The 24,013-nt window shown below is 43.1% G+C and carries 24 protein-coding genes and 1 rRNA gene; 14 read left to right on the top strand and 11 right to left on the bottom strand.

Annotated elements, in window-relative coordinates; all coding sequences use genetic code 11:
* Positions 1-15: 15 nt before the first annotated feature.
* Entirely contained in the window at positions 16-1,263 is a 1,248-nt protein-coding gene (locus F894_RS13020; protein WP_004281448.1) for a YihY family inner membrane protein, read from the bottom strand.
* A gap of 113 nt (positions 1,264-1,376) precedes the next feature.
* Between F894_RS13020 and wrbA the strand changes: the two genes are divergently transcribed.
* Entirely contained in the window at positions 1,377-1,973 is a 597-nt protein-coding gene (wrbA, locus tag F894_RS13015) for an NAD(P)H:quinone oxidoreductase (protein ID WP_034438516.1), read from the top strand.
* Between the two features lie 47 nt (positions 1,974-2,020).
* Here wrbA and F894_RS13010 read toward each other — a convergent pair whose 3' ends face one another.
* Both F894_RS13010 and F894_RS15460 read right to left on the bottom strand, forming a co-directional pair.
* Positions 2,021-2,464, bottom strand: a complete 444-nt coding sequence (locus F894_RS13010) for a hypothetical protein (protein WP_171065047.1) — start codon at positions 2,462-2,464, stop codon at positions 2,021-2,023.
* An 863-nt stretch (positions 2,465-3,327) separates the two neighbouring features.
* Entirely contained in the window at positions 3,328-3,408 is an 81-nt protein-coding gene (locus F894_RS15460; RefSeq protein ID WP_370940770.1) for a hypothetical protein, read from the bottom strand.
* Between the two features lie 274 nt (positions 3,409-3,682).
* Between F894_RS15460 and F894_RS13000 the strand changes: the two genes are divergently transcribed.
* Together F894_RS13000 and F894_RS12995 are read left to right on the top strand one after the other, a co-directional pair.
* Positions 3,683-4,888, top strand: a complete 1,206-nt coding sequence (locus F894_RS13000; protein WP_005248179.1) for a CsgG/HfaB family protein — start codon at positions 3,683-3,685, stop codon at positions 4,886-4,888.
* Positions 4,889-4,972: 84 nt separating this feature from the next.
* Positions 4,973-5,647 (top strand): hypothetical protein, encoded by a 675-nt coding sequence (locus F894_RS12995; RefSeq protein ID WP_005248178.1) that lies wholly within the window; start codon positions 4,973-4,975, stop codon positions 5,645-5,647.
* Between the two features lie 311 nt (positions 5,648-5,958).
* On the opposite strand, the gene F894_RS12990 is transcribed toward F894_RS12995, so the two are convergent.
* The 3 genes from F894_RS12990 to F894_RS12980 form a co-directional block, all read right to left on the bottom strand.
* Positions 5,959-6,534, bottom strand: a complete 576-nt coding sequence (locus F894_RS12990; protein WP_005094083.1) for a xanthine phosphoribosyltransferase — start codon at positions 6,532-6,534, stop codon at positions 5,959-5,961.
* Positions 6,535-6,622: 88 nt separating this feature from the next.
* Complete coding sequence (locus F894_RS12985; RefSeq protein ID WP_004645094.1) at positions 6,623-7,336, bottom strand: DUF3108 domain-containing protein; 714 nt, start codon at positions 7,334-7,336, stop codon at positions 6,623-6,625.
* A gap of 159 nt (positions 7,337-7,495) precedes the next feature.
* Positions 7,496-8,182 carry a hypothetical protein gene (locus tag F894_RS12980; protein ID WP_005248176.1) on the bottom strand — a complete coding sequence of 229 codons (687 nt, stop codon included), beginning with the start codon at positions 8,180-8,182 and terminating at the stop codon, positions 7,496-7,498.
* A gap of 265 nt (positions 8,183-8,447) precedes the next feature.
* Here F894_RS12980 and F894_RS12975 point away from each other — a divergent pair, with 265 nt between their 5' ends.
* Positions 8,448-9,305 carry an energy transducer TonB gene (locus tag F894_RS12975; RefSeq protein WP_005248175.1) on the top strand — a complete coding sequence of 286 codons (858 nt, stop codon included), beginning with the start codon at positions 8,448-8,450 and terminating at the stop codon, positions 9,303-9,305.
* A 184-nt stretch (positions 9,306-9,489) separates the two neighbouring features.
* On the opposite strand, the gene ybeY is transcribed toward F894_RS12975, so the two are convergent.
* From ybeY to miaB, 3 genes are read right to left on the bottom strand one after another with little or no spacing between them, the layout of a single operon-like run.
* On the bottom strand, positions 9,490-9,972 hold the full coding sequence (ybeY, locus tag F894_RS12970) for an rRNA maturation RNase YbeY (RefSeq protein ID WP_005248173.1): 483 nt from the start codon (positions 9,970-9,972) through the stop codon (positions 9,490-9,492).
* Positions 9,973-9,994: 22 nt separating this feature from the next.
* Positions 9,995-11,071: a PhoH family protein gene (locus F894_RS12965; protein WP_004281434.1), complete on the bottom strand. Its 1,077-nt coding sequence runs from the start codon at positions 11,069-11,071 to the stop codon at positions 9,995-9,997.
* Between the two features lie 37 nt (positions 11,072-11,108).
* Positions 11,109-12,566: a tRNA (N6-isopentenyl adenosine(37)-C2)-methylthiotransferase MiaB gene (gene miaB / locus F894_RS12960; protein WP_005248171.1), complete on the bottom strand. Its 1,458-nt coding sequence runs from the start codon at positions 12,564-12,566 to the stop codon at positions 11,109-11,111.
* Between the two features lie 334 nt (positions 12,567-12,900).
* Here miaB and F894_RS12955 point away from each other — a divergent pair, with 334 nt between their 5' ends.
* The 6 genes from F894_RS12955 to F894_RS12930 all read left to right on the top strand — a co-directional run bounded on the left by F894_RS12955 (position 12,901) and on the right by F894_RS12930 (position 17,789).
* Positions 12,901-14,835 (top strand): lytic transglycosylase domain-containing protein, encoded by a 1,935-nt coding sequence (locus F894_RS12955; protein WP_171065046.1) that lies wholly within the window; start codon positions 12,901-12,903, stop codon positions 14,833-14,835.
* Between the two features lie 32 nt (positions 14,836-14,867).
* A complete protein-coding gene (locus F894_RS12950; protein WP_005248167.1) occupies positions 14,868-15,506 on the top strand; it encodes a ribonuclease T2 family protein in 639 nt (212 codons plus the stop codon).
* A 167-nt stretch (positions 15,507-15,673) separates the two neighbouring features.
* Positions 15,674-16,660, top strand: a complete 987-nt coding sequence (locus F894_RS12945) for a malate dehydrogenase (protein ID WP_004281429.1) — start codon at positions 15,674-15,676, stop codon at positions 16,658-16,660.
* 171 nt (positions 16,661-16,831) lie between these two features.
* A complete protein-coding gene (locus tag F894_RS12940) occupies positions 16,832-17,110 on the top strand; it encodes a DUF2789 family protein (RefSeq protein WP_004281428.1) in 279 nt (92 codons plus the stop codon).
* Between the two features lie 51 nt (positions 17,111-17,161).
* The gene (locus tag F894_RS12935) at positions 17,162-17,416 is read left to right on the top strand and encodes a DUF2789 family protein (RefSeq protein ID WP_005108635.1); all 255 of its coding nucleotides are present in this window, start codon (positions 17,162-17,164) and stop codon (positions 17,414-17,416) included.
* Positions 17,417-17,531: 115 nt separating this feature from the next.
* A complete protein-coding gene (locus F894_RS12930) occupies positions 17,532-17,789 on the top strand; it encodes a DUF2789 family protein (RefSeq protein ID WP_004645106.1) in 258 nt (85 codons plus the stop codon).
* A gap of 90 nt (positions 17,790-17,879) precedes the next feature.
* On the opposite strand, the gene F894_RS12925 is transcribed toward F894_RS12930, so the two are convergent.
* Together F894_RS12925 and F894_RS12920 are read right to left on the bottom strand one after the other, a co-directional pair.
* A complete protein-coding gene (locus F894_RS12925) occupies positions 17,880-18,407 on the bottom strand; it encodes a hypothetical protein (protein WP_004281425.1) in 528 nt (175 codons plus the stop codon).
* Positions 18,408-18,477: 70 nt separating this feature from the next.
* Entirely contained in the window at positions 18,478-19,080 is a 603-nt protein-coding gene (locus F894_RS12920) for a 2OG-Fe(II) oxygenase (RefSeq protein ID WP_005248164.1), read from the bottom strand.
* 117 nt (positions 19,081-19,197) lie between these two features.
* Between F894_RS12920 and F894_RS12915 the strand changes: the two genes are divergently transcribed.
* The 4 genes from F894_RS12915 to F894_RS12900 all read left to right on the top strand — a co-directional run bounded on the left by F894_RS12915 (position 19,198) and on the right by F894_RS12900 (position 23,990).
* Positions 19,198-20,055: a 23S rRNA (adenine(2030)-N(6))-methyltransferase RlmJ gene (locus F894_RS12915; RefSeq protein ID WP_004281423.1), complete on the top strand. Its 858-nt coding sequence runs from the start codon at positions 19,198-19,200 to the stop codon at positions 20,053-20,055.
* A gap of 39 nt (positions 20,056-20,094) precedes the next feature.
* Positions 20,095-20,916 carry a CDP-diacylglycerol--serine O-phosphatidyltransferase gene (pssA, locus tag F894_RS12910; RefSeq protein ID WP_005108642.1) on the top strand — a complete coding sequence of 274 codons (822 nt, stop codon included), beginning with the start codon at positions 20,095-20,097 and terminating at the stop codon, positions 20,914-20,916.
* Positions 20,917-20,934: 18 nt separating this feature from the next.
* Entirely contained in the window at positions 20,935-22,011 is a 1,077-nt protein-coding gene (locus F894_RS12905) for a DUF6670 family protein (RefSeq protein WP_005248162.1), read from the top strand.
* A 441-nt stretch (positions 22,012-22,452) separates the two neighbouring features.
* Positions 22,453-23,990, top strand: a 16S ribosomal RNA gene (locus F894_RS12900).
* Positions 23,991-24,013: the final 23 nt, after the last annotated feature.

Below are 24,013 nucleotides of genomic sequence, written 5' to 3'. Positions count from 1 at the left end.
AGCGAGAGGATTTTTTTATTTATGTCGGAACAGTTCGGACAATGGGAAATTGAGTTTTTCTTCCAGATATTGATCAGTTTCCTGTAATCTAGGTGAGAAATTTTGCATCCAGATGTCATCAGTCTGGGCATTGGTGAGATGGTTTTTGCGTGGCAGTGGATAAGGCAATTGCAGATAAAAATTCCAGAAGCTGACCTGATCCAGATCGCGAACCAGCACATATTCATTCTCATCGGTGCGTTTGATTAGATTCTGCTTTTCAAACATGGCGACATAGCTCGGCCAGCGGCCAATTTCATCTCGGCCCAGCACTTCAAGCGCTTGTGCTTCACTGATGCTTTCACCGGTTTTCTGTTTTTTATAAAAGAGTTCTAACAGATCTAGCAGCATGACGATGGGATGGCGTTTATTGTCCTGCCCCGATTCGAACGCTGTCAGGGCATAACTGATTTCAACACCCAATAACACAATAATCCACGACAGATAAATCCAGAGCAGGAAAATCGGCACAGCGGCGAAGGCGCCATAGACAATTTCATAACTGGTAAAGTTTGACATGATATAGCCGAACAGGTTTTTCAGAAGCTCAAACACCACGGCACTAAACAGACCGGCAATAAAGGCAGATTTAAGCGGTACACTGCGATTCGGAATGGTCCAGTTCAAAATGAAAAATCCGAGTACAGTCAAAGAAAAGGAAATTGCCCAGAGAACAAAGGCACCATCCAGCTCATAACCGGCAAAGTTATTGCTGAGAATGCTCATGGATGCCACGGTCGAGGAAATCACAAACGCACTGCCGAGTAAAATCGGCCCCAGCGAAATAATGGTCCAGTAACGCATAAAGCCCATAATTCCGCCCCGTGTTTCAGTCACGCGCCAAATGCGGTTAAACACCGTTTCGATACTGCTGAGCATCAATACTGTGGTCACAAATAAGAACAGAATACCAATGATGGTGAGATTGCTGGATTTATCGGTAAAGGCATTCAGGGCTTTATCAAAGGCAATGGTGGTTTTGGGTAAAAAATTACTATAAATCAGCTGCTGTAATTGCTGCCGCGCAGGTTCTAGGGCTTTAATGGAAGAAATAATCACCAGAAAAACCGTCAGCATCGGCACTACGGCGAACAGGGTGGTATAGGTCAGGGAACCTGCCTGTTCGCGACAGCGGTCTGTTTCAAAGCGTCGAAGTACAAATAAAACAAATTGAAACCAGTGTTTTTCATAGAAAGGTAATTTCTTTAAATACTTAACAATCATCTGCATCCAATCTCAATTTTTTTAATCATCATGAATTTTCATCATCAGCTTAACCAAAAAACTTGCAAAGTATCGTATAGTTTTATTTTTTTAAGTAATGAATAAGAACCATGATGCAACCTTATGTCCTTGTTTTATATTACAGCAAATATGGCTCAACCAAAGAAATGGCGCATCTGATTGCCAATGGAATTGAAGCGGCAGGCGTGGCAGTAAAAATCAGGACAGTTCCAAATATATCCAGCATGGTAAAAGTCGCTGAACCGAGTATTCCGGCAGAAGGGGATATTTACTGTACTCTGGACGATCTGGCGCAATGTGCCGGCCTGGCGCTTGGTTCACCGACCCGTTTTGGCAATATGGCCTCTGAAATGAAATATTTTTGGGATCAGACCACGAGTCTGTGGCTGAATGGAGCGCTACACGGTAAACCGGCTTGCGTGTTTACGGCATCAGGTTCCATGCATGGCGGACAGGAAAGTACTTTGCTGACCATGCTGCCGCCGTTGTTCCATCATGGCATGATGATCATGGGGCTTAGTAACTCAACACCGGCACTCTCGAATACCAAAACTGGTGGTACGCCTTATGGCGCTAGTCATGTCAGCGGCCCACGGCATGATCAGGGCCTGAGTCAGGATGAAAAAATTCTGTGTGAAGTACAAGGCAAGCGTTTAGGTGAAGTGGTACTGAAACTCAATCGAGTCTGACAAGCACTTACAGGAAATGAAGAATGAACTTCATTTCCTGAATTTTATTAGGCTTCTTTTTGATCTTTTTGATCTTTTTGATCTTTTTGATCTTTTTGATCTTTTTGATCTTTTTGATCTTTTTGATCTTTTTGATCTTTTTGACTAAATCTGTATTTGCATTTCAGACATTGATAATCCTGAAACAGATTACGGTCGACAGAAACCCCGGCTTTTTTCCCCAGAAAATTACCCACCACACCGCCGGTAATCCCGACACTGATTGCACCGACAAAAGTGCCTACGGTTCCGCCGACAATCACACCTAAAGGTCCGGCTACTGTACCAATTGCAGCGCCAATCGATGCACCTGAAGCAGCGCCACCCACAGTCCCTGCAGTTGCACCCGCTGAACTCATGAGAATGCCGCCAATTTTCTTTAAATTCTGTTCATGATCGCGCTGTTCGATATCAGCTGAGCCACATTTAGGACATTGCATAGATTGTTCCATCAAGGATTGAGATGTGCTTGTTTTAGGTTTGTCGGGAATAGGATGTGTGCCCTGATCAGCACTTATTCATAACATACAACAACACACTAGATAAGTTTTGAATTCGCAAATCAGAAACATTGCATACTCACTTGATTTTAGTTGAGTTCACGCTAAAACATTGTATTTCAGCTGTAAATATATGCCTTCTTGGTTGATTAACGCAATTCTTAACCTGTCATTGAGGAAATGGCAAATCTCAAGATCATCAGAAATGTTCTTTTCTTATCAGTCTAAATATTGTGCTCTTAGAAAGACTATTTTGGGATTCGAGATGAAAAAGGAAGGGAAGTCGAAAAATATGCAAACGAGTTCTTATCGGGGCTATTTAAATTTTTCAGCCAAAATACACCTGAATATTGGCGTTTCTTTATAAGTAATCTTTATTGTGATTGATTAATTGTATTTTAAATAAAGTGTGACATTTATCGTTATTAAATGGAAGTTCTAATAAAATAAAAATTTACGACCTTTAAAATATAAAAAGCACAATAATTCTAATCTTTATTAGATAAATTTTTGATTATTACTAATATAAAAAATATATTATCTTAATCAAGTTTTTTATATGAATTTTATATTCAAAAAAAATTTATATAATGATTTCTTACAAATCACAAATAATAAACAAATATATATTACTTTAATAAAAACAATAATTTATATTTTTAAATAAAACAAAAAAATAAGTGAATAGGGATAAGTTTTACATTTTATAATTTTATGTGATTTAATATTTTTCAAATAAATTTAATCTTACTTAAATGAAAAATTAAATAAATATCTTAAGTCAGAGGATATTAAGATTATGAGAATATTAGTTATCAATCTGGGTTTATTAGGTTTATGTTTTCTGAGTAACGCTTATGCCACCTCTGATGAGTGGACTCAGCGTTGGAAATCATCCAGTGCCCGTTCCAATGAGAATCTAGTTCAAGCCAATCTGATCGAACTTAAGGAGTCAGACTATTATTCCGGATTAGGTAAAACCACCGTTCATAGCACCTCAACTACTTCCATCGGGACGGTAAATACCCCGACCAACAATATCAATGTAGAGGGTACAGACAACAGTATCGATATTACGAGTGAGTTGCTGAATGAAGCACCAGTCAATTCAAATACCAACCAAAATCCTCAGCGCTGTCTTAATTTAAGTAACAGACCAGGAGAATCACAATGTTGAATTTCTCCTCGACCAGAAGACATATATCTTTCGTGAGTGCCACTGTCCTTTTCAGCTCTTTTTTAACAGGCTGCACGGGTTTAGCGCCCTCAAACAAGAAGCCAGTTAGCCTGGTACAAGGCCCCCCAATTACCGATATTTTTACCCCTTTTGATATGGCTTTATCCTGCCTAAAAGGACAATTACGTAGTGATGTGAGTTTCTCCGTGGGGGCAATTCTGGATCAAACCGGTAAGGATGTAGTTACCAATGGTGGTAGCGGAAAAATGGTGACCCAAGGTGCGGGAGATATGGTGCAATCTGCCTTGTTTCAGGCGGGGGTAAGCTTAATGAACCGGCGTGATCCCCGGATTATCGAAAGCGAAGCCAAGTGGGGCATTCGTGATCCAAGACAAATCCAGGCTTCTGATTATTATGTGACAGGCAGTATTAACAGTCTGGATTTTATTCCGGGTGGTGGTTTTGACATGCAGATCGCTGGTGTCGGTCCGAATTATAGTCAAACCCGGATTATGGTCGGTCTGGATTTATCTTTGACTGATACCCGCAGTAGTAAAGTCGTGGGCAATGTTTCATTGCAGAAGCAAATTGCTGCACAGGATTATGGCTTAAGTGCAGGCAGATTCGCTGGTCGTACACTCTTAAATATTCAGATTGGAAAAGGAGAACGAGAGGCAACTAACTTTGCCTTGCGGCAAATGTTGAATCTGGCCACTTTTGAATTGCTGAGTCAGGTTGTCCCACCCGCCGTATTTGAAAGTTGCCGTGCGCAGATACCGCCAGAGTTTGGTCAATTGAACTTAACCCGAAGTTCTGTCGCTCTGCATAAATACAAGAAAAACCAGCAACAAAATAGTACAGCTTCAAGCAGTGTTGTTCAGGAGTCAGTCTCAAGCCAGGCAGACTCATCCAATGAAAAAAATAAGTTAACCAACTCCCCGAGTAAAGATACAAAACCGCCTAAACAGAAAGAGTCCGAGGTGATTCAAAACCCTGAAGCAGAGCCTGAAATGAGTAAACAGGACTTGATTAAATATATCAGCAAGAAGCAGCGTCAACCTTCTTCAAATGAAAAGAATGAAGAAAAAGATACTCAAGAAGAAGCTGCTAAAGAACAAGAAGATGAAAAAACCACAACGCTATGGGAGGTTAATCCTGATGTGGTCGAAAATTACTGGTCTAGCACCCAACGTGATTAAGAATATTTAAAAATGGGCTCGCTCCCATTATAAGAAGGAGTACTTAGCGAGAGGTACTTCAAAACAAAAGTAGGAAGAACAACGATGAAAAATACGATCAAAACAATCGCTTTATCCGTCGCCTTTCTGTCTAGCGCAGGTATGGCATACGCCCAAGATGGTGAAACACCTACTGATGTCACCGTAGATACAGGCTTACAAGCTACCCTGGATTCTATTTCTCAGCAGGTTGAAAATGGTTCTGCTTTGAATCTTGCAGTGAATACAGGTGATGTTGATGCAAGTGTCGATTTAGAAGCAATTGCAGAAGCTACAAGAGAAGCACCAGACGCCATTAGTTCAATTGAAGGTACAATTGAAACTACTGCGATTGGTGCCGCGAATACAGGTAGTATCAGTATTGAGCAGGGTAGCTACAATAAGGTGGTATCAGACATATCAGATGCAACGGATAACTACGACTACAGTGAAGTAACGAGTGCAACTAATAATTCTGAAACTCTAGAGGAGCTATCAGAGGTTTCGGATAGTTCAGATATCTCGGAAGTTATAAGTTCGACACTGAGTACTGACTATAGTGAGGAAATCAATGAAACTTTAAGCAATTATAGTGTAGCGAATATTGCCTATAATGCGGGTGCTATTGATGCATCTGTCAGTGCTATTTCAGAAGGAACTCAAACTGCTATTAACAACAGCATCACAACTACCGCTATCGGTGCTGTGAATAGCGGTAGTATCACTGTGACTGTTAAATAAACTCTTTTTTCGAGGTGAACACAGGTCTAACTATTGGCAGATAGTTAGGCCTCTTTATTTTATAATAACATCCACATAAATTGTTGTTTATTCATCGGATAAAAAAGTACTTATTGTTTGACACTCTCTATTTCAGAAATTGAGTAGTCTGGAGCTTAAGATTAAGTCATTTATCTAGGATCAAATCTGGAAGAATCAATAAGAACTTAGGCTGAGCTATAGTTGAGCTTTGAATATTTTTAATTTACATCCTCAAAAAAGCGCAATAAAAAAAGAGCGCATCAGCGCTCTTTTAAAATTCATTGGCGAGCTTAGTCGCGAACAAATTCAACTGTGCCATTTGCCAAAGACTTCACACGTGCCAGTGATTCCACACGGTAGCCTTTTTCAAGCAGCAGATCACGACCTGGCTGGAATGATTTTTCAATCACAATGCCAATACCGACTACTTCTGCATTTGCCTGATGAATCAGGTCTGCAAGACCTAAAGCTGCTTGACCATTAGCCAAGAAATCATCGATCACTAAAACTTTATCGGTTGAGCTGATGTGTTTATTTGAAATCGCGATCGTGCTTTCAGTTTGTTTGGTAAATGAAAAGACTTTAGAACGATATAAATCATCTTTCAGGGTCAGAGACTGGTATTTACGTGCAAAGATCACCGGTACGCCAAGCTCTAGGCCGGCCATTACGGCAGGTGCAATACCTGATGCTTCAATCGTAATAATTTTGGTAATACCAGCATCCTTAAACAGACGCGCAAATTCTTGACCAATCAGTTGCATCATGACTGGATCAATCTGATGGTTTAAGAAAGAGTCTACTTTCAAAACTTCTTCAGAGAGGACGATGCCTTCAGCCAAGATTTTCTGTTCTAGTGCATGCACGGGAGAATCCTCAAGAGCAGGTGCTTTTTCAAGCAAAAGCGTATTGTAAAAAGCACCCGGAAAAAATCAAGTGAAATTCGCCAAAAACTTAGTTGCTTGCACCTTTATAGTCAGTTAACAGTAAACCATAGGAGGTTTTCTTGTCGACATGCGAAACTTTGACTGGAAGATAGTCAAGTTTTGGTGCCAGCCAGAAAATGGTTTCACGACCTGGTTTGCTATGTTTCATCACCACTTTAATGGTATTAAAAGATCCGTATTTGGTACTTATAGTCTCTGAACCCTGTTTGACAAACTTACGGCCTTCAATTTCTTTGGCATCAGCGATATAGTAATTTGTTTTCAGGCCTGAATTTTTTAAGTCTTCACGAATTTGCAATTCTGCATTCAACTCATCCAGAACATCTGCTCTCCAGGCAAAAGAACGTTTTTCATCGTCTTTCTTGGTACTGATAGTTTTGCTGGAAGGATTAAAATTAATACTCATGGTGTTGTTATGCACCAGTACTTTACTGCTGCGACTGAAACTGCTTGATCCGATCTTGCCATTATTAAAAGTAAAGCGGCTGGTTTCGGTTGCAGAGGCAATACCCCCGGCTTTTGCAGCAAAGACATAAGTCCAGTTATTGCCAGATTTGCTTAAAGTCCGCGTTGCAGAACCCATATTCTTGCCATTATAGCTAAATTGATAACTGGCCTGGAAAGGAGTCATGGCAAAAGCTTGGCTAGAAATACCAGTGAACAGTATCGCGCTGCTCAGACCCGTGGTCATCACTAAAGTTTTGAATACAGTCTTCGCCATCAGTTATTTTCCTATATTGATTCAACGGGCAAAACATATCACTTATTGCACCCTTTATTATTTGGGCAAAATATGGAAGTTGAAGGGATATTTCTGCCAAAAATGTATATTTCATGTAGTTTTATGGAACTTTTGTTCAAAAACTACGTTCGGCACGATTTAAGAAGGATCTTTCTGTTTGATAGGGGTGACCCGGTTATTATCCATCTTGTCTTCATCCCAGTTCTCTTCCTGATCTTGGGAGAGTTTTCTAAACAGGGCGGCCAGATTGACATTGCCAATCACCACCAGTTCGGCTTCCCGTAGCACTGCATGATTCACGTGAACTTTGCCCAAGGTATCAATGACCGATCGGCTTTTGCCTAACCAGCGATTTAAATCCAGATAGAGCAAGTCATCGATGACTTTAATTACACCCAATTTTTCCAGAATCATTCCCAACGGATCTTTATTCAAGACACGTTGATAGAAGAACAAGCCGAAACGCACGCCAAGTTTATAAAGCATATTCGGATATTTGGCTTCAATCAGCTGGGTATCACTAATTTGCTCGAAAACGATCAACTGGGTGGTTTTATTCAATTCCATCTGTACCAGTTTCAAATCAACCGATAAAGTGACAATCAGGCCTTTATAATCCAGTGTTGCATACAAACGCAGCCAGTCTTCGTGTAAATCTGCATGTAAGTCTTTTAATGCATCGACATTGTCTGTGACAAAGCGCTGAAAGGTTGCATTCAGGAAGACTTGCGATAGGGGAAATTCACGCTCATCTTCAATAAATCCTTCCGCCCTCTGATACACTTGGCGGATTCGGTTGGAAATATTGGAAATTAGCGTTTGCATACTGAAGCGTCCTGGCAACTTTATTTTTGACTCGGGATGTATCTTGTCGAATTGTATGAAAAATACAAGCGTTCATGCTTGAAGTTTAGCAAAATAAATAGCACCATTTTTATAGTTTTAGTTATGTAACGTTGAAGATTTGATGGATTTGGCATTTTAAAAAGATAAATGACGAATCCGTTTATTTTTAATCTTTCAAATACTTTTTTTTGGGGAACTGAACTCATTATTGAGTTTGGGCGAATGTGAAAAAACGATGATACTCATGCCTCTAGTCAGAATTTGGTGGAAAGATCCAGTGTTTAGCAGTGCGGTGCTTGCCGCAGGTATTCTGCATTTGATCGTGCTGACCCTGGAATTTGGTATGCCGCAAGATCGGGATACCAGTACCAAAGAAATCGCGGTCAGCTTGCGCCAGACTGATGAAAAAATTGAGCATGCTGATTTTCTGGCCCAAACGGACCAGCAGGGTTCCGGTCAGTTTAGAGAGGCGCATCGCATGTCGAGTGATATGCCCTCGCCATTAATGGAACAGCAGGCAGGTGAAGAGCTGGAAAAAAGTCTGGATATGCTGCAACAACAACAGGAACTCAGTTTTGAAGAAAAAGTCCTGATGACCACCTTGAGCTGGCAAAAGCAGGCGGAAGAAAATCAGCGTAAAAAAATGCAGGAGCAATTACAGAGCCAGTTTCAGGCCAAAGCGGCCATGGTCGCCAGTCTGGAAGCGCAATATTTACAGCGTCAGCAAAATTTCAGTCGTCAGCAAAAAATTAAGACTGTGGATGGTATTCAGTCCAAGCAGGATGTTTCGGCCGCATATCTGGAAAAGTTCCGTGAAAAAGTAGAATTTTATGGTAACCGTTATTATCCGGAAGCAGCAAAACAACAGAATCTGGCAGGGGAAGTGCGGCTGATGGTGATCCTGAACCAGAATGGCGGGATTCGTGCCATTCGACTGATTGACAGTTCGGGACATGCCATGCTGGATGAAGCAGCCAAAGCTTCCGTGCGTAAGGCAGCGCCATTTGGTGCTTTCGACAGTAAAATGAAAGAAATTTCCGAACTGCGAGTGATTCGTACCTGGCGTTTTGACCCGGCAGAAGCGGAGTTTGAAGTGCGTTAAAGTTGATATTTACCAAGACCTCTCCCTAACCCACTCCTAATAAGGAGAGGGAACTATATCTATAATGTTTAACAATCATAGGATTCTAATGAATGTTCTCCCTCCCTCTGGGAGGGAGTTAGAGGGAGGGCAACTTTCATTAAAAAAAAGCGAGCCTTGGCCCGCTTTTTTTAATATTCAAATTTTAGTTCTGTTCCAGATAAGGATTTTCAAAACCCAGCTTGGCCAGAATCTCGATCTCAATGCCTTCCATTTCTTCTGCATCTTCATCTGAATTTTCATGATCATAGCCCATTAAGTGCAAGGTGCCATGAACCAGCATATGGGTAAAGTGAGTCAAAGGCGCTTTGCCCTGTTCACTCGCTTCACGTAATACCACCGGAATACAGATCACCAGATCACCAATGGGAAATGCATCCAGAAACTGTGCCATTTCATCTGGAAGTTCACTCGGAAAAGACAGGACATTGGTCGGTTTGTCCTTGCCTCGATATTCCAGATTCAGTTTATGACTTTCGTCATTGTCGACACAGGCAATTCCGATTTCGCAATTACTCTGAGTGCCGATATGACGTAAAGTGGTTTCTACAACCTTTTTAATATAGGCACGTTTCAGTACCAGTTCAGGCGACTGAAAGTCCTGTTGTAAGGAAAGACTAAGTTTCAACACAAATCCTTAAGTTTAAAGCTTAATGCTGTGCATCTGCCGCAGCATCATTTTCAGCGATCAAGGCTTCCTGACGTGCTTTTCGTTCGGCACGTGCTTCAGCACTTAAACGCTGCTGTTCACTGTCCCAGCCTTCGTAGGCTTCAACAATTTTCTGTACCAGCTGATGACGTACCACATCACGCGAATGGAAACGGGTGATATGAATTTCAGGAATTTTGTCAATCACACGTAAGGCATGTGACAGACCGGATTGCTGACCACGTGGTAAATCTACCTGAGTCACGTCACCGGTAATCACCGCTCGTGAGCCAAAACCTAAACGGGTCAGGAACATCTTCATCTGTTCTGGGGTGGTGTTCTGCGCTTCATCTAGAATCACGAAAGAATGATTCAAGGTACGGCCACGCATATAAGCAAGCGGAGCCACTTCAATCACCTGACGTTCGATCAGCTTGGCCACTTTTTCAAAGCCAAGCATTTCATACAGCGCGTCATACAAGGGACGTAAATAAGGATCGATTTTCTGGGTTAAATCTCCCGGCAGGAAACCGAGTTTTTCGCCGGCTTCAACCGCAGGACGAACCAGCAAGATACGCTGGATTTCATTGCGCTCCAGCATATCCACTGCAGCTGCAACGGCAAGATAGGTTTTACCTGTACCGGCAGGGCCAATACCAAAAGAAATATCACTTTGCAGAATGCGCTGTACATAGCGTTTCTGGTTGGCACCACGCGGGTTGATCCGGCCTTTACGGGTTTGCAGCCAGACATTGTCCAGCCCCGTATGTTCCTGATCATCCAGATCTTGCTGAAGTTCACGGTCAGTCTGGCTGCCCTGAATCATCAGATGTAAAGTATCTGCACTAATCTGCTGACTATGTTCAGATTCTTCATGAAGACGTTGCAAGAGCATTTCGGCTCTCTCAACGGCATCGATTCCACCATCAATAATAAAACTTTCTCCACGATGGGAGATTTTGACGTCTAAACGTTGTTCAATTTGCTTCAAATGGCCGTTATAGGCACCTAACATGGCTTGTATACGGTCCATCGAAATTCCAGGAAAAGCTACTGTACGTCGAATCGCTGCAGTCAAGAGTGTTCCTTATGAAGTGTGCGTTATATGCTCTACATTACGCCACGTCAGGCTCAAGATTCAAGAGCTCACCGTAAACTAAATTCAAAGTTTTAATTTCGGTAATTTCAATCTCGGCAAAGCGGCCTACCCAGGCAGGGTCACCAATAAAGTTAACATAACGGGTATTGTCCGCCGTACCAACCAGAATGTTCGGATCTTTATCAGAAACTTTTTCGATGAGTACACGCTGGATAGTCCCGAGCATGGCATCCGTCTTGTCAATGCTTGAACGCTTAATCCATTGCTGAACTTTGGCTAGACGTTCTTTTTTCACATCTTCAGAAATCGTATCTTCCAGTTCTGCCGCAGGCGTACCCGGACGTTTTGAATAGATGAAACTATAAGAATGGTCGAAATCCAGATCCTGAATAAACTGATAAGTCTCTTCAAAGTTTTCGTCAGTTTCACCCGGGAAACCAATGATAAAGTCTGAAGATAGGTGCATATCAGGGCGAACTGCACGTAACTTTTTAATCTTCTCGATGTAAACATCAATGGTGTGGTTACGCTTCATAGCCTGAAGGACATCATTGGAACCGCTTTGTACCGGCAGATGCAGATGTGAAACCATTTGTGGTAGGTCGCGATAACACTGGATCAGGTCGTCATTAAATTCCAGTGGATGCGAGGTGGTATAACGAATCCGGCCAATACCCGGAATATCCGCAACCAAACGTAACAGATCGGCAAAGGTACAGATATTGCCTTCAAAAGTTTCACCACGGTAGCCATTTACGTTCTGACCCAAAAGTGAAATTTCACGCACGCCTTTTTCTGCCAAACCCGCAATTTCTGCGAGGACATCATCCAGTGGACGGGACACTTCTTCACCACGCGTATAAGGCACCACACAGAAAGAACAGTATTTAGAACAGCCTTCCATAATCGAAACAAAGGCTTTATAGCCTTCAACACGCGGTTCAGGCAGGAAGTCGAATTTCTCGATGTCCGGGAAGGAAATATCCACCAGTTTGATTTTTTCTTTTTTCGGCTTTTCAATCTGTTCAAAATGCTGATCCAGCATTTGCGGCAAACGGTGCAGGGTTTGTGGGCCAAAAATCATATCAACATAATTGGCACGTTTCTGGATGTTATCGCCTTCCTGAGACGCTACACAGCCACCAACACCAATAATCAGGTCAGGATTTTTATCTTTAAGTTTGCGCCAGCGGCCTAGCTCGGAGAATACTTTCTCTTGGGCTTTTTCACGGATCGAGCAGGTATTCATCAGCAGAATATCGGCATCTTTAGGATCGGTGGTCAGCACATAGCCATGAGAATCGCCTAACAGGTCTGCCATACGGTGACTGTCGTACTCATTCATCTGACACCCTTGCGTTTCGATGTACAGTTTTTTGACTGAGGCATCGCTAACTGGGGTGTGCGCTGGCTGGGTAACAGTGTTTTCTGAGGCAGCTGAGGCACCATTCGGAATGAAGGTTTGAACCGTCATGTAGGCTCCTACAAGGTAATACGTTGAAAGAGTGAACGAACAGCCTGATTGATACATCAAACAGGTGAATAAAAATTCAATTCACGGACTGAAATCTTGGAAAGGCGCATATTTTAGCAGGAAAGTCGCTTAAACTTATAGCTCAAATTAACTGTGGAAAAATATTGATTTATGGGCAAAAATTGTCTGTAGATTAATATTGCTTAATCATAAGGTTACATAACTGAACAATAGAGTTGGTTATAATCTTCAAACTAGCTCTTATGATATGCAACATGGGCTAAGCACAAAATCGATGATAGAAGGCAAAGGGATGTTGAAACACACTAAAACTATGTATAAATACTATAAATTAATTACTTTAAGTGTGGCATGTATCTGTTCAGCGAGTACACAGGCAGCAGAAGAACAATTTAATGATGCCTTGCGTGCAGCCAATGCAAGTAATACTGAACTGTTACAGCAATATCGTCTGTCTATGCAGAATGATGCCTTGGGCTATTATCCGGAATACTGGATTTTAAACCAGAATCTTGCCATGCAGCCTGTTAGTCAGATTATCAGTTTTGCCCAGCGTTACCCTCAATCCGCCATGGCTGAAAAGCTGGCAGCAGACTATGTCGAAGAAAAGGTAAAAATGGCAGACTTTAGTACTGCTCAACCGGTATTGCCTTATGTAACCAATGCTGATCCTGCCGAAGCCTGTGCAGTGGCACAAGTGCGCGCCAAAGCTGGCGATGAACTGGTCTATGCCGAGTTTAAAGAAGTCTGGTTAACTACCAATAGCCAGCCTGAATCTTGTACCGGTTTGGGCCGGATGATGCTATCCAGTCCACTTATGACGGCAGAAGACCGTCAGCAGCGACTCTGGGGACAACTTCGTGCCGGACAGTCAGGTCAGGCCATTGCGACAGCGCAAGGCATTGGTCTAAATCTGTCTCTGGCACAACTGAATTCGATTCAGGCCAATCCCACTAATTATTTGTGGTCTGCGCCTAAAAGTACTGCGGCAGAGCATGCCTATCTGATTTATGCGCTGGGACGTCTGGCCGATAGCGATTTGGACTCAGCTTTGTCTATCGTCAAGCGGACCGCGGAAGGTACACCAGTACAGGTACAACGCGCCTTATATCGTGCTGTCGGTTATATCGGTGGTACCACAGTCATGAAAAACAACTTCAACCGGGAAGTGTTAAATGCGCTAGATGCCAGCTATGGTCTGCCATTTAGCCCGGAAGAAGCCGAGATTTATGCGCGTCAGGCGATTCGTTTTAGTGCCTGGGAAAGCCTGATTCGTGCGATTGACAGCATGAGCGTCAACCAGAAGCAGGAAGATCGCTGGCAATATTGGCTGGCTCGTGCTAGTGAACAACGTGCTGACCGTGCTTCCAAGCAGGCAGCAGAAAGTATTTATCGTAAGCTGGCGACCGGAGATGACTATCACAATCTTTTGGCACGCGACAAGCTGGGGCAGGTGACCGCGAGTACACCAACCCCGGCACAGCCATCCAATCAGGCTATGCAGCGCTTGAATCAGGATATTCATTTCCGCCGTGCTTTCACTTTACGTAATATCAGCGCCCCAGAGAACTACATTAACCGTGAATGGAACTGGGCAGTACGTCAGGCTTATCTGAAGAAAGATGATGACCTGTTGCTGGCTGCGGCAAAGCGTGCCATGGACATGGGTTGGCATGATCGGGCCATTTATGCTGCCGACCGTACCGCGAACAAACATAACTACAATTATCGTTTTCCAATGCCACATCAGAATTACGTGGTCAGCCATAGTCGTAATGCCGGCATAGATCCAGCCTGGGCCTACGGGTTGATGCGTCAGGAAAGCCGTTTCAATACTGTGGCACGTTCACATGTAGGTGCGGGTGGTCTGATGCAGATTATGCCGGACACGGCCAAGCTGGTGGCACGTCAAATGGGTGAAGCTTATAACCCGGCGGCACTCACCGATATGAATACCAATATTCGCTACGGAACATTCTATTTATCTACGATTCAGCGTCAGCTCAGCGATAGTCCGGTGCTGGCAACGGCAGGTTATAATGCTGGCCCAAACCGTGCCCGCCGCTGGCAGCCAGAATTTCAGGGGATTGCCGCAGATCAATATACTGAAAGTATTCCTTTACTTGAAACCCGAGATTATGTGAAACATGTCATGACCAATGCCACGCATTACGGTATCTTGTTAGGACAGGGGGCACAGTCAGTGGGTAAACGCATGCAACTGATACCATTACGTAATACACAATAAAATTAAAATTATTGGGGGATGGTGATTTATTCATGAAAATAATGAAGGATCGTCGAGTCTGGGCTGGATCGGTTACGCTTGTGGTTTTGGCCAGCAGTCCGGCAGCGTTTGCTGCGCCGACAGACTATGTCATGGATGTACAAATGGTCCCGGCCCTATGTAGTCTGTATCCAGAATATGCCAAGAAACGAAAATGTCTGGAAGGTTATTCGCTGAATATCTCCGGCTTATATCCTCAGACCACATCACAAAATTGCACGACCAATAGCTCTGCGAAACTGTCACCACTGCAGTCCAAGGTAGTGGCCAGGATCATGCCGGATGACAATACCCGGACAATTTTATGGCGTAATATCGGTGGCTGCGTGCCGATGAATGCCAGTCAATATTTCCGCACGATTATCAATTATGCAGATCGCCTGAAAGTGCCCGCAGAACTGACAGAACAGGAAAATATTACGATTTCTGTCGATACATTGCGGGCCAAATTCCTGAAAATTAATCCGCAATTACCGGGCAATGGCTTGCGATTCAACTGCCAGCAGACCCAGTCAGCTAGCGTACTTACCTCGATCAAGGTCTGTTATCGTCCCAATGGTAATTACAAATCCTGTCCTGCCAACATTATTAATACATGCCCAAAAACTGTCACAATAAAAGGAACATACTGAGCTTTTTTGCCGATTTAATTTATATTTCCTATCAGACTTTAGGTGAAATCCGTCCTCTTTTATATGCATCTGGCAAAGGATTGGAGTACAATCTTTCGCGTTTACGATTATTAGATTAAATACTAACTATTTAATCGCATTGAATATCCTCAATTGGAGATAATTAGATGAAGCAAGCAGTTCGTGTTGCCGTTACTGGCGCTGCAGGTCAAATTGGTTACAGCCTATTATTCCGTATCGCAAGCGGCGAAATGCTAGGTAAAGATCAACCAGTGATTTTGCAATTGCTCGAAGTTCCTTTTGAGAAAGCTCAACAAGCGCTTAAAGGCGTAATGATGGAGCTTCAAGATTGCGCATTCCCATTACTAGAAGACATGATCGGTACTGATGATCCTAAAGTTGCATTTAAAGATGCTGACTATGCGTTATTAGTTGGTTCACGTCCACGTGGTCCAGGTATGGAACGTGCTGACCTGCTTAAAGTGAACGGTGAAATCTTCATTGGTCAAGGTCAAGCATTGAACGAAGTTGCAAGCCGTGACGTTAAAGTTCTAGTTGTTGGTAACCCTGCAAACACGAATGCTTACATCGCAATGAAATCTGCTCCAGATCTTCCAGCGAAAAACTTCACTGCAATGTTACGTCTTGACCACAACCGTGCTGCATCTCAAATTGCTGCTAAAACTGGTAAAGCGGTTAAAGACATCAAAAATCTTACAGTTTGGGGTAACCACTCTCCAACTATGTATGCTGACTACCGTTTTGCAACAATTAACGGCGAAAGCGTTAAAGACATGATCAACGACCAAGAATGGAATGCAAATACATTCCTTCCGACTGTTGGTAAACGTGGTGCTGCGATCATCGAAGCACGTGGTTTGTCTTCTGCTGCTTCTGCTGCTAATGCTGCAATCGACCATATGCGCGATTGGGCTCTTGGCACAAACGGCGAATGGGTAACAATGGGTATCCCTTCTGACGGTTCTTACGGTATCCCTGAAGGCGTAATGTTCGGTTTCCCTGTAACGACTGAAAACGGTGAATACAAAATCGTTCAAGGTCTTGAAATCGACGAATTCAGCCGTGAACGTATCAACGTTACGTTGAACGAACTTGAAGAAGAGCGCGCAGCAATTGCTGATATGCTTAAATAATTTGATCTTCTTAGATTAAGTTGAAGAAAAGCACTCCATTTGGGGTGCTTTTTTTATGTCACTCACTTTAATCAACAAAAAATAACAAGCTGTGAAGGAGAGACAACTGAGTTTTCGCTATGAGCGATCTAAGGTAGAAACAAGATTATAGATAAAAAGATGGAGGTTCAGATGTTAGAACAACGCGCCACCTTCGAACTTTTCTTTGAACAATTGGGTCTGGATTCGAGTCCGGAAGCGATTGATGAGTTTATTAATACGCATCAAATCGGTATGGATGTGCCCCTGCATAAAGCTCCTTTTTGGAGTAAATCACAGCATGACTTTCTGATCAGTCACTGGAAGAAAGATGATGACTGGGCCATTTTTGTTGATGTATTGAATGAACAATTACATATTGAGGCAGAGGGTTCAGGTTCCTGTGACATACCCGGCCATAAATCAACCTAAGAATTCGAATCTCAACACGCTCATAATTTAACACTACGATGGAGTCTATTTATGCTTACGGAACAACAGTTAACTTTAGAATTATTATTTGAACAATTGGGTTTGCCTTCTGATGAAGCCTCAATTACTCAGTTTACCGATACCCATCAATTACCATCTGAAGTCGCATTGCCAGATGCCGAATTCTGGAGTGAGGGGCAAAGTGCCTTCTTGCGTGAACACTGGCACCAAGATGATGAATGGATTGTCATTATTGACAAGTTAAATCAGCTGTTACATGTGGAAAGCGACAAGCAAAGCGCTTAAATGCATTCATACAAAAAGAAACAACAAACCTAGTCAAATGACTAGGTTTTTTTTGCCTTATCTTATAAGTTAGATCTATAAATAATTACAATTTATCTGATATAAGGAGGGCGCGATGCTCGCAAAGAACCAACCATCCTTAGAGCTCTTGTTTTCTCAGCTCGGTCTCGCCAATAGTCCTGCGGCTATTGAATTGTATGTACGCACCCATCAACTGCCAGCAGGGCTGTCCTTGCATGATGCGCCATTCTGGAATAAAGCCCAGCGTTCTTTATTGATTAGCCATTTGGTACAAGATGATGATTGGGCAATTTGGGTCGATGAACTGAATCAGCAACTGCACATGGACGCTTATAGACGTCAACCTGCTTGATCATTTTTCCTATATTTTTCTGATATTTAAAATAAGATGATATAGCTTGTATTAAAAAACGCCTCATTTGAGGCGTTTTTGTTCTTTGGCTTAATGCATTTTGCTTTTTAATATTTTGTTAAACCATTCGTGCTGACGATAATCATTAAATGCATGATGCTGCTGTAATAATTCCAGCTCAAATTCGGCAGTGGTGGTGTACTTACCTAACCAGTGGCGGGTCAGGGCCGGCTCATTTTTACTGGCACTGGCATAGGCCAGAAAGAAATAAATGTCCCCATGTTCATAACTGGCCATTGGCTTTAAAATTTGCTGAGTAATCAGGGCGAAATGGTGCTCTTTGGTCAATTCAAAAAACATCATATAAGCCTTGGCCAGATGCAAAGATAGGTTGATATACATGCGCAGCGGCATTTCTTCAAATTCTACCCGGCCTTGTTCCAGCAACACTACGGCTTCTTGCAGGAAATGTCGCTGTTCCTGACGCAGTTCACTTAAAGTCACCAGCTGTAAACGAAGATCAGCACGTTCAAGCGTTAATTCCGGCGTATTGCCTTTTAAATACAATTGGTCAGTTTCACCCAGACGTTGAATAATCTGTTTGGTCGTTAATCGCATCAACGCAATCCTCATTTCTCAATAATGGCTATATGAGGTTAAAAATTAAAATTTAAAGCGGCAGCGTGTCTTAGAGTAGTGAGGTATCACTTCTTAGCCAGGCGGTAATGGATAGGCGTTGCTGTTTAGAGATTAAAACTTCATGTAATAAATCGCTCTGGAACAGCGCCATTCGGTTCGGTTTTGGCTGGATAATATGCCACTGGCCATGTTTGTCCTGCAGGCGTAGTTCACCGCCCCAGTCCGTCTGCCATTGTCCATGTAAATAATACACACTGGAAATCATCCGGCCATTTTTATCTTGAGGATTGTCGCGGTGCAGGGTATAGAACTCACCCGCGTGATAGCAAGCGAAATGTGCTTCGATATCTTTGATGCCTAAATAAAACGCGCGGTTTAAAATTTGGGAAAATTGTTGAAGTGTTTGGATGTGTAGGTGGGAAATTTGAAATTCAGGTTGTAACCAAAGAATATGATCACTACGGATGTTGTTAACTACACCATTTTGAATGGCTGCATTACGAAATTCGTTTAAGTGGCTTAAGCATTCTTGGCTCACTGCATGTTGATATTCGCTAGAGTAAGCATTGTCAACAATACTAAAGCCATGTTGATCTAAATCATCTAAGATTTGATCAACATTCCAATCCCCTGGGATGATAACTGCTTCCATTTTTTCAATTCTCGATAGTGTGGTAAAAAAAGGTCCGCTATTTTAGTTCAATAATCGTTTCTGAATGAAATAGTTTTTCATGTTAAAATAGCAATTGATCTTAGGAATAATTGAAACATGAATTACCGTCACTCTTACCACGCAGGCAACTTTGCTGATGTCATGAAGCACGTTTTATTGCTTCAGTTGTTGACTCGACTGAATGCGAAAGACAAACCTTATCGCTATGTAGATACGCATGGTGGTGCAGGTAAATATGATTTATCGACTGCCGAAGCGCAAAAATCAGGTGAGTTTTTAAACGGTATTCATCGTCTTATTAAGCTGGATGATTCGATCAAGCGTAATGCACCTGAAGGCGTACAACAATACTTGAAAATTGTTGAAAACATGCGTGAAAACTTTGGTAAGGGTGCTTATCCGGGTTCGCCGTGGTTTGCGCTAGAAGGCATGCGTGAAATTGATAAAGCGACCATTTTTGAAATGCAGCGTGATGTATTCCAGCAACTTCGTCATAATATTTTTGACAAGCGTGCCGGTTTGCATGAGCGTGATGCATACGAAGGTCTGTTGGCAGTCATTCCGCCAAAAGAAAAACGTGGTCTGGTGATGATCGATCCGCCATATGAACTGGAACGTAAAGATTTTCCGCAGTTGGTTGAGCTGCTGGTTGCCGCGTATAAGAAATGGCCGACAGGTGTATTTGCCGTTTGGTATCCAATTAAAGACCGTGCCATGATCGAACGCTTCGAGAAGAAAATGTTCAAGACTGGTATCCGCCGTCAACTGGTGTGTGAAGTTTGTGTATGGCCGGATGATACCCCTGTCGGCTTGAACGGTTGTGGTTTGCTGGTGATTAACCCGCCTTGGAAATTCTCTGAAGATGCAGATGAAGCGCTACAGTGGTTATTCCCGCATCTTCGCATGAGTGAAAATGGTGGTCACGCTGCAGTTCGCTGGTTAGTGGGCGAATAATTTTTTTCAAAGATCAGGTCATAGCTAGGATCGTCAAGAATGACAAATATAAGCAAACCGGAACGCGACTCTTCAACTGAAGTGCCTTTTGATGGCATCACCTTTGAGGTAGAAGAAGAGGAGCATACTCAGGAAGGGCAAAAAGTTAAGCGTCGAGGCATCTATCTATGGCCGAACCTGATTACAACAGCAGCGTTGTTGTCAGGTTTCTACTCGATTATTGCCAGTATGAATGGTGATTTTCAACAAGCGATTTATGCGATCTTTATTGCGGCATTGCTGGATGGACTAGATGGCCGTGTGGCACGTGCCATTGGTGCACAAAGTCCGTTTGGTGAACAGTTTGACTCGCTTTCTGACATGCTGGCTTTTGGTGTAGCTCCCGCTATTTTGATGTATAGCTGGGGCTTAAGTGATTTGGGCCGTATTGGTCTGGCAGCCTGTTTTGTCTATACCGCATGTGCTGCTTTCCGTCTGGCACGTTTTAATGTACAGATTGGTGTGGTCGATAAACGTTATTTTATTGGTGTCGCAAGTCCTCTGGCTGCCATCATGATTGTGTCACTGGTCTGGGTCGGTCTGGATTTTCCAGAAATCTTTGATATTCGTGAACCTTCTCTTCAGGTCATTAATGCAGTGGTCATCATTGCGGTAGGCTTGTTGATGATTTCCAATATCAAATACTATTCATTTAAAACTGTAGAGCGTAAACGGGTTCCATTTTTTGTCCTACCAATTGCCGTATTCGTCTTTGCAGCGATGACTTATAATATTCCTGTCGGCATTCTGGTCATTTCTATTCTCTATGCCTTGTCTGGTTTTGTAACCACCTTTATGGCAAAAAGATCGAGTACATTATAAAAAGATAAGGAGTCTGAGATGCGGTTTCTTCAAGATTTTTTAGATCGTTCGAAACAGCTGAATCAGACTCCTACTGTTTCGCGCCATCCCGCCTATCATGGCCCCACCTCAAAATATAAAATTATTCATCAGGGTTTGATGATCCCCGGGCTTCCGGCACCCCTCTATTATTTAAACTTTCTGAGTATTATCGGGCAACCCAATGCACCCATGCTGGCAAACCCGAGTGCAATCGAAACCACAGCCTTAGACACCGCCACCGTGATTTGCAGTTCGAGCCCACATATGGTGGGACAATTGCATCACTATTCGGTCAAGCAGGACTGTCATTTTAGATCAGGTCTCTTTCAGTTTCTGGATCGTGAGCAATTGAGCGGAAGTTTTCCAAATTTTCGTTTGCAGCGTTCTGACTCGGAACTCAGTTTTGATTTAAATATTCAAACCACTCAACTGATTTCTCATTTTACCCAAATGCGGTTTTCCTTGGCAGATCACTGGTCTTTGCTATGTCATTGTCAGGGAACGGTGAACTATAAAGCGCAGCAATATACGATCGATGGTCTTGGAAGCTTTGAATACGCGCGGAGTTTTAACTTTCCTTATCTACCTTTGGCCTTCCTGACTTATCAAATTATTAATCTCAGTGAAAACAGGCAACTGTTGTTGGCGCAGATTCGGGATGGTTTTAATCGTATTGTTCAGTCGCGGATATATCTCCGTGATTTAAAAAACATGTGGACCCAAATGTTCGATCGAAAAGTTTATTTTAAAGTTCATCGTGTTTATCCGTGTGTCACGACACCTAATGGGCAGAGTATGTATTTGCCGCGCGAATTTGAATGGTGTTATGAAAATGCAGACGGTACTTGTATCTGGGTACAAGGGCAAAGTCGTGGAGATTTTAAATTTGGCCTGGCAGCGGGCTATGTAGGAAGTTTTAGTTATCAAGTGAAAATAAATGAAGAAACCGAAAGTGGGGAAGGGGGCTATTGTGAATACATAGATTGTCGGCCTTTACGCTTTCAGGAACAGAATAAAACAGAAAAAAGATTAAGTCATTTATCCAATTCAGTCCCTTTACTGCTCAAGAAATGAAGAAAAGTGCGATTTTTGTAGAATAAATAAACAGTCGTGATATTTTTGCTGAATTATTTAAGAATAGGGGTTGTATTGGGTCGGGAATCCTGTAGAATGCACATCCATCGGCGGTGATGAAGATTAAAACTTCTTATAAAACAGTGACTTAGTTAAGTTTGATTGAGTTGGGTTTTAGAAAGAAAGTTTAAAAATAGTTTTCATTGCTAGTTGACACTAAGAATATCTAGTGTAATATAGCCGACCTAGCTTGCTGATGACGAATCAGCAAGAAGATCATTAAGAGATTATGAAGAACAACTTGTGTGGATTTTTACTGGTTGATCGATCGAAATTATTTTCATTGATTGATGGTAGAAATTACTCGAAGTTTATTTGAGAAATATTTGTCAGAAAATTGATGAGCCAAGATTGGCACCCTTTAAGGTGCTACATAGTATTAAACTGAAGAGTTTGATCATGGCTCAGATTGAACGCTGGCGGCAGGCTTAACACATGCAAGTCGAGCGGGGAAAGGTAGCTTGCTACCTGACCTAGCGGCGGACGGGTGAGTAATGCTTAGGAATCTGCCTATTAGTGGGGGACAACATCTCGAAAGGGATGCTAATACCGCATACGTCCTACGGGAGAAAGCAGGGGACCTTCGGGCCTTGCGCTAATAGATGAGCCTAAGTCGGATTAGCTAGTTGGTGGGGTAAAGGCCTACCAAGGCGACGATCTGTAGCGGGTCTGAGAGGATGATCCGCCACACTGGGACTGAGACACGGCCCAGACTCCTACGGGAGGCAGCAGTGGGGAATATTGGACAATGGGGGGAACCCTGATCCAGCCATGCCGCGTGTGTGAAGAAGGCCTTTTGGTTGTAAAGCACTTTAAGCGAGGAGGAGGCTACCGAGATTAATACTCTTGGATAGTGGACGTTACTCGCAGAATAAGCACCGGCTAACTCTGTGCCAGCAGCCGCGGTAATACAGAGGGTGCAAGCGTTAATCGGATTTACTGGGCGTAAAGCGCGCGTAGGTGGCCAATTAAGTCAAATGTGAAATCCCCGAGCTTAACTTGGGAATTGCATTCGATACTGGTTGGCTAGAGTATGGGAGAGGATGGTAGAATTCCAGGTGTAGCGGTGAAATGCGTAGAGATCTGGAGGAATACCGATGGCGAAGGCAGCCATCTGGCCTAATACTGACACTGAGGTGCGAAAGCATGGGGAGCAAACAGGATTAGATACCCTGGTAGTCCATGCCGTAAACGATGTCTACTAGCCGTTGGGGCCTTTGAGGCTTTAGTGGCGCAGCTAACGCGATAAGTAGACCGCCTGGGGAGTACGGTCGCAAGACTAAAACTCAAATGAATTGACGGGGGCCCGCACAAGCGGTGGAGCATGTGGTTTAATTCGATGCAACGCGAAGAACCTTACCTGGTCTTGACATAGTAAGAACTTTCCAGAGATGGATTGGTGCCTTCGGGAACTTACATACAGGTGCTGCATGGCTGTCGTCAGCTCGTGTCGTGAGATGTTGGGTTAAGTCCCGCAACGAGCGCAACCCTTTTCCTTATTTGCCAGCGGGTTAAGCCGGGAACTTTAAGGATACTGCCAGTGACAAACTGGAGGAAGGCGGGGACGACGTCAAGTCATCATGGCCCTTACGACCAGGGCTACACACGTGCTACAATGGTCGGTACAAAGGGTTGCTACCTCGCGAGAGGATGCTAATCTCAAAAAGCCGATCGTAGTCCGGATTGGAGTCTGCAACTCGACTCCATGAAGTCGGAATCGCTAGTAATCGCGGATCAGAATGCCGCGGTGAATACGTTCCCGGGCCTTGTACACACCGCCCGTCACACCATGGGAGTTTGTTGCACCAGAAGTAGGTAGTCTAACCTTAGGGGGGACGCTTACCACGGTGTGGCAGATGACTGGGGTGAAGTCGTAACAAGGTAGCCGTAGGGGAACCTGCGGCTGGATCACCTCCTTAACGAAAGATTGACGATTGGTAAG

The organism is Acinetobacter sp. CIP 51.11, assembly GCF_000369665.1.
Lineage (GTDB): Bacteria > Pseudomonadota > Gammaproteobacteria > Pseudomonadales > Moraxellaceae > Acinetobacter > Acinetobacter lwoffii_S.
Note: the sequence above shows the minus strand (reverse complement) of the source record. Positions and strands in the feature narration are given on the sequence as shown.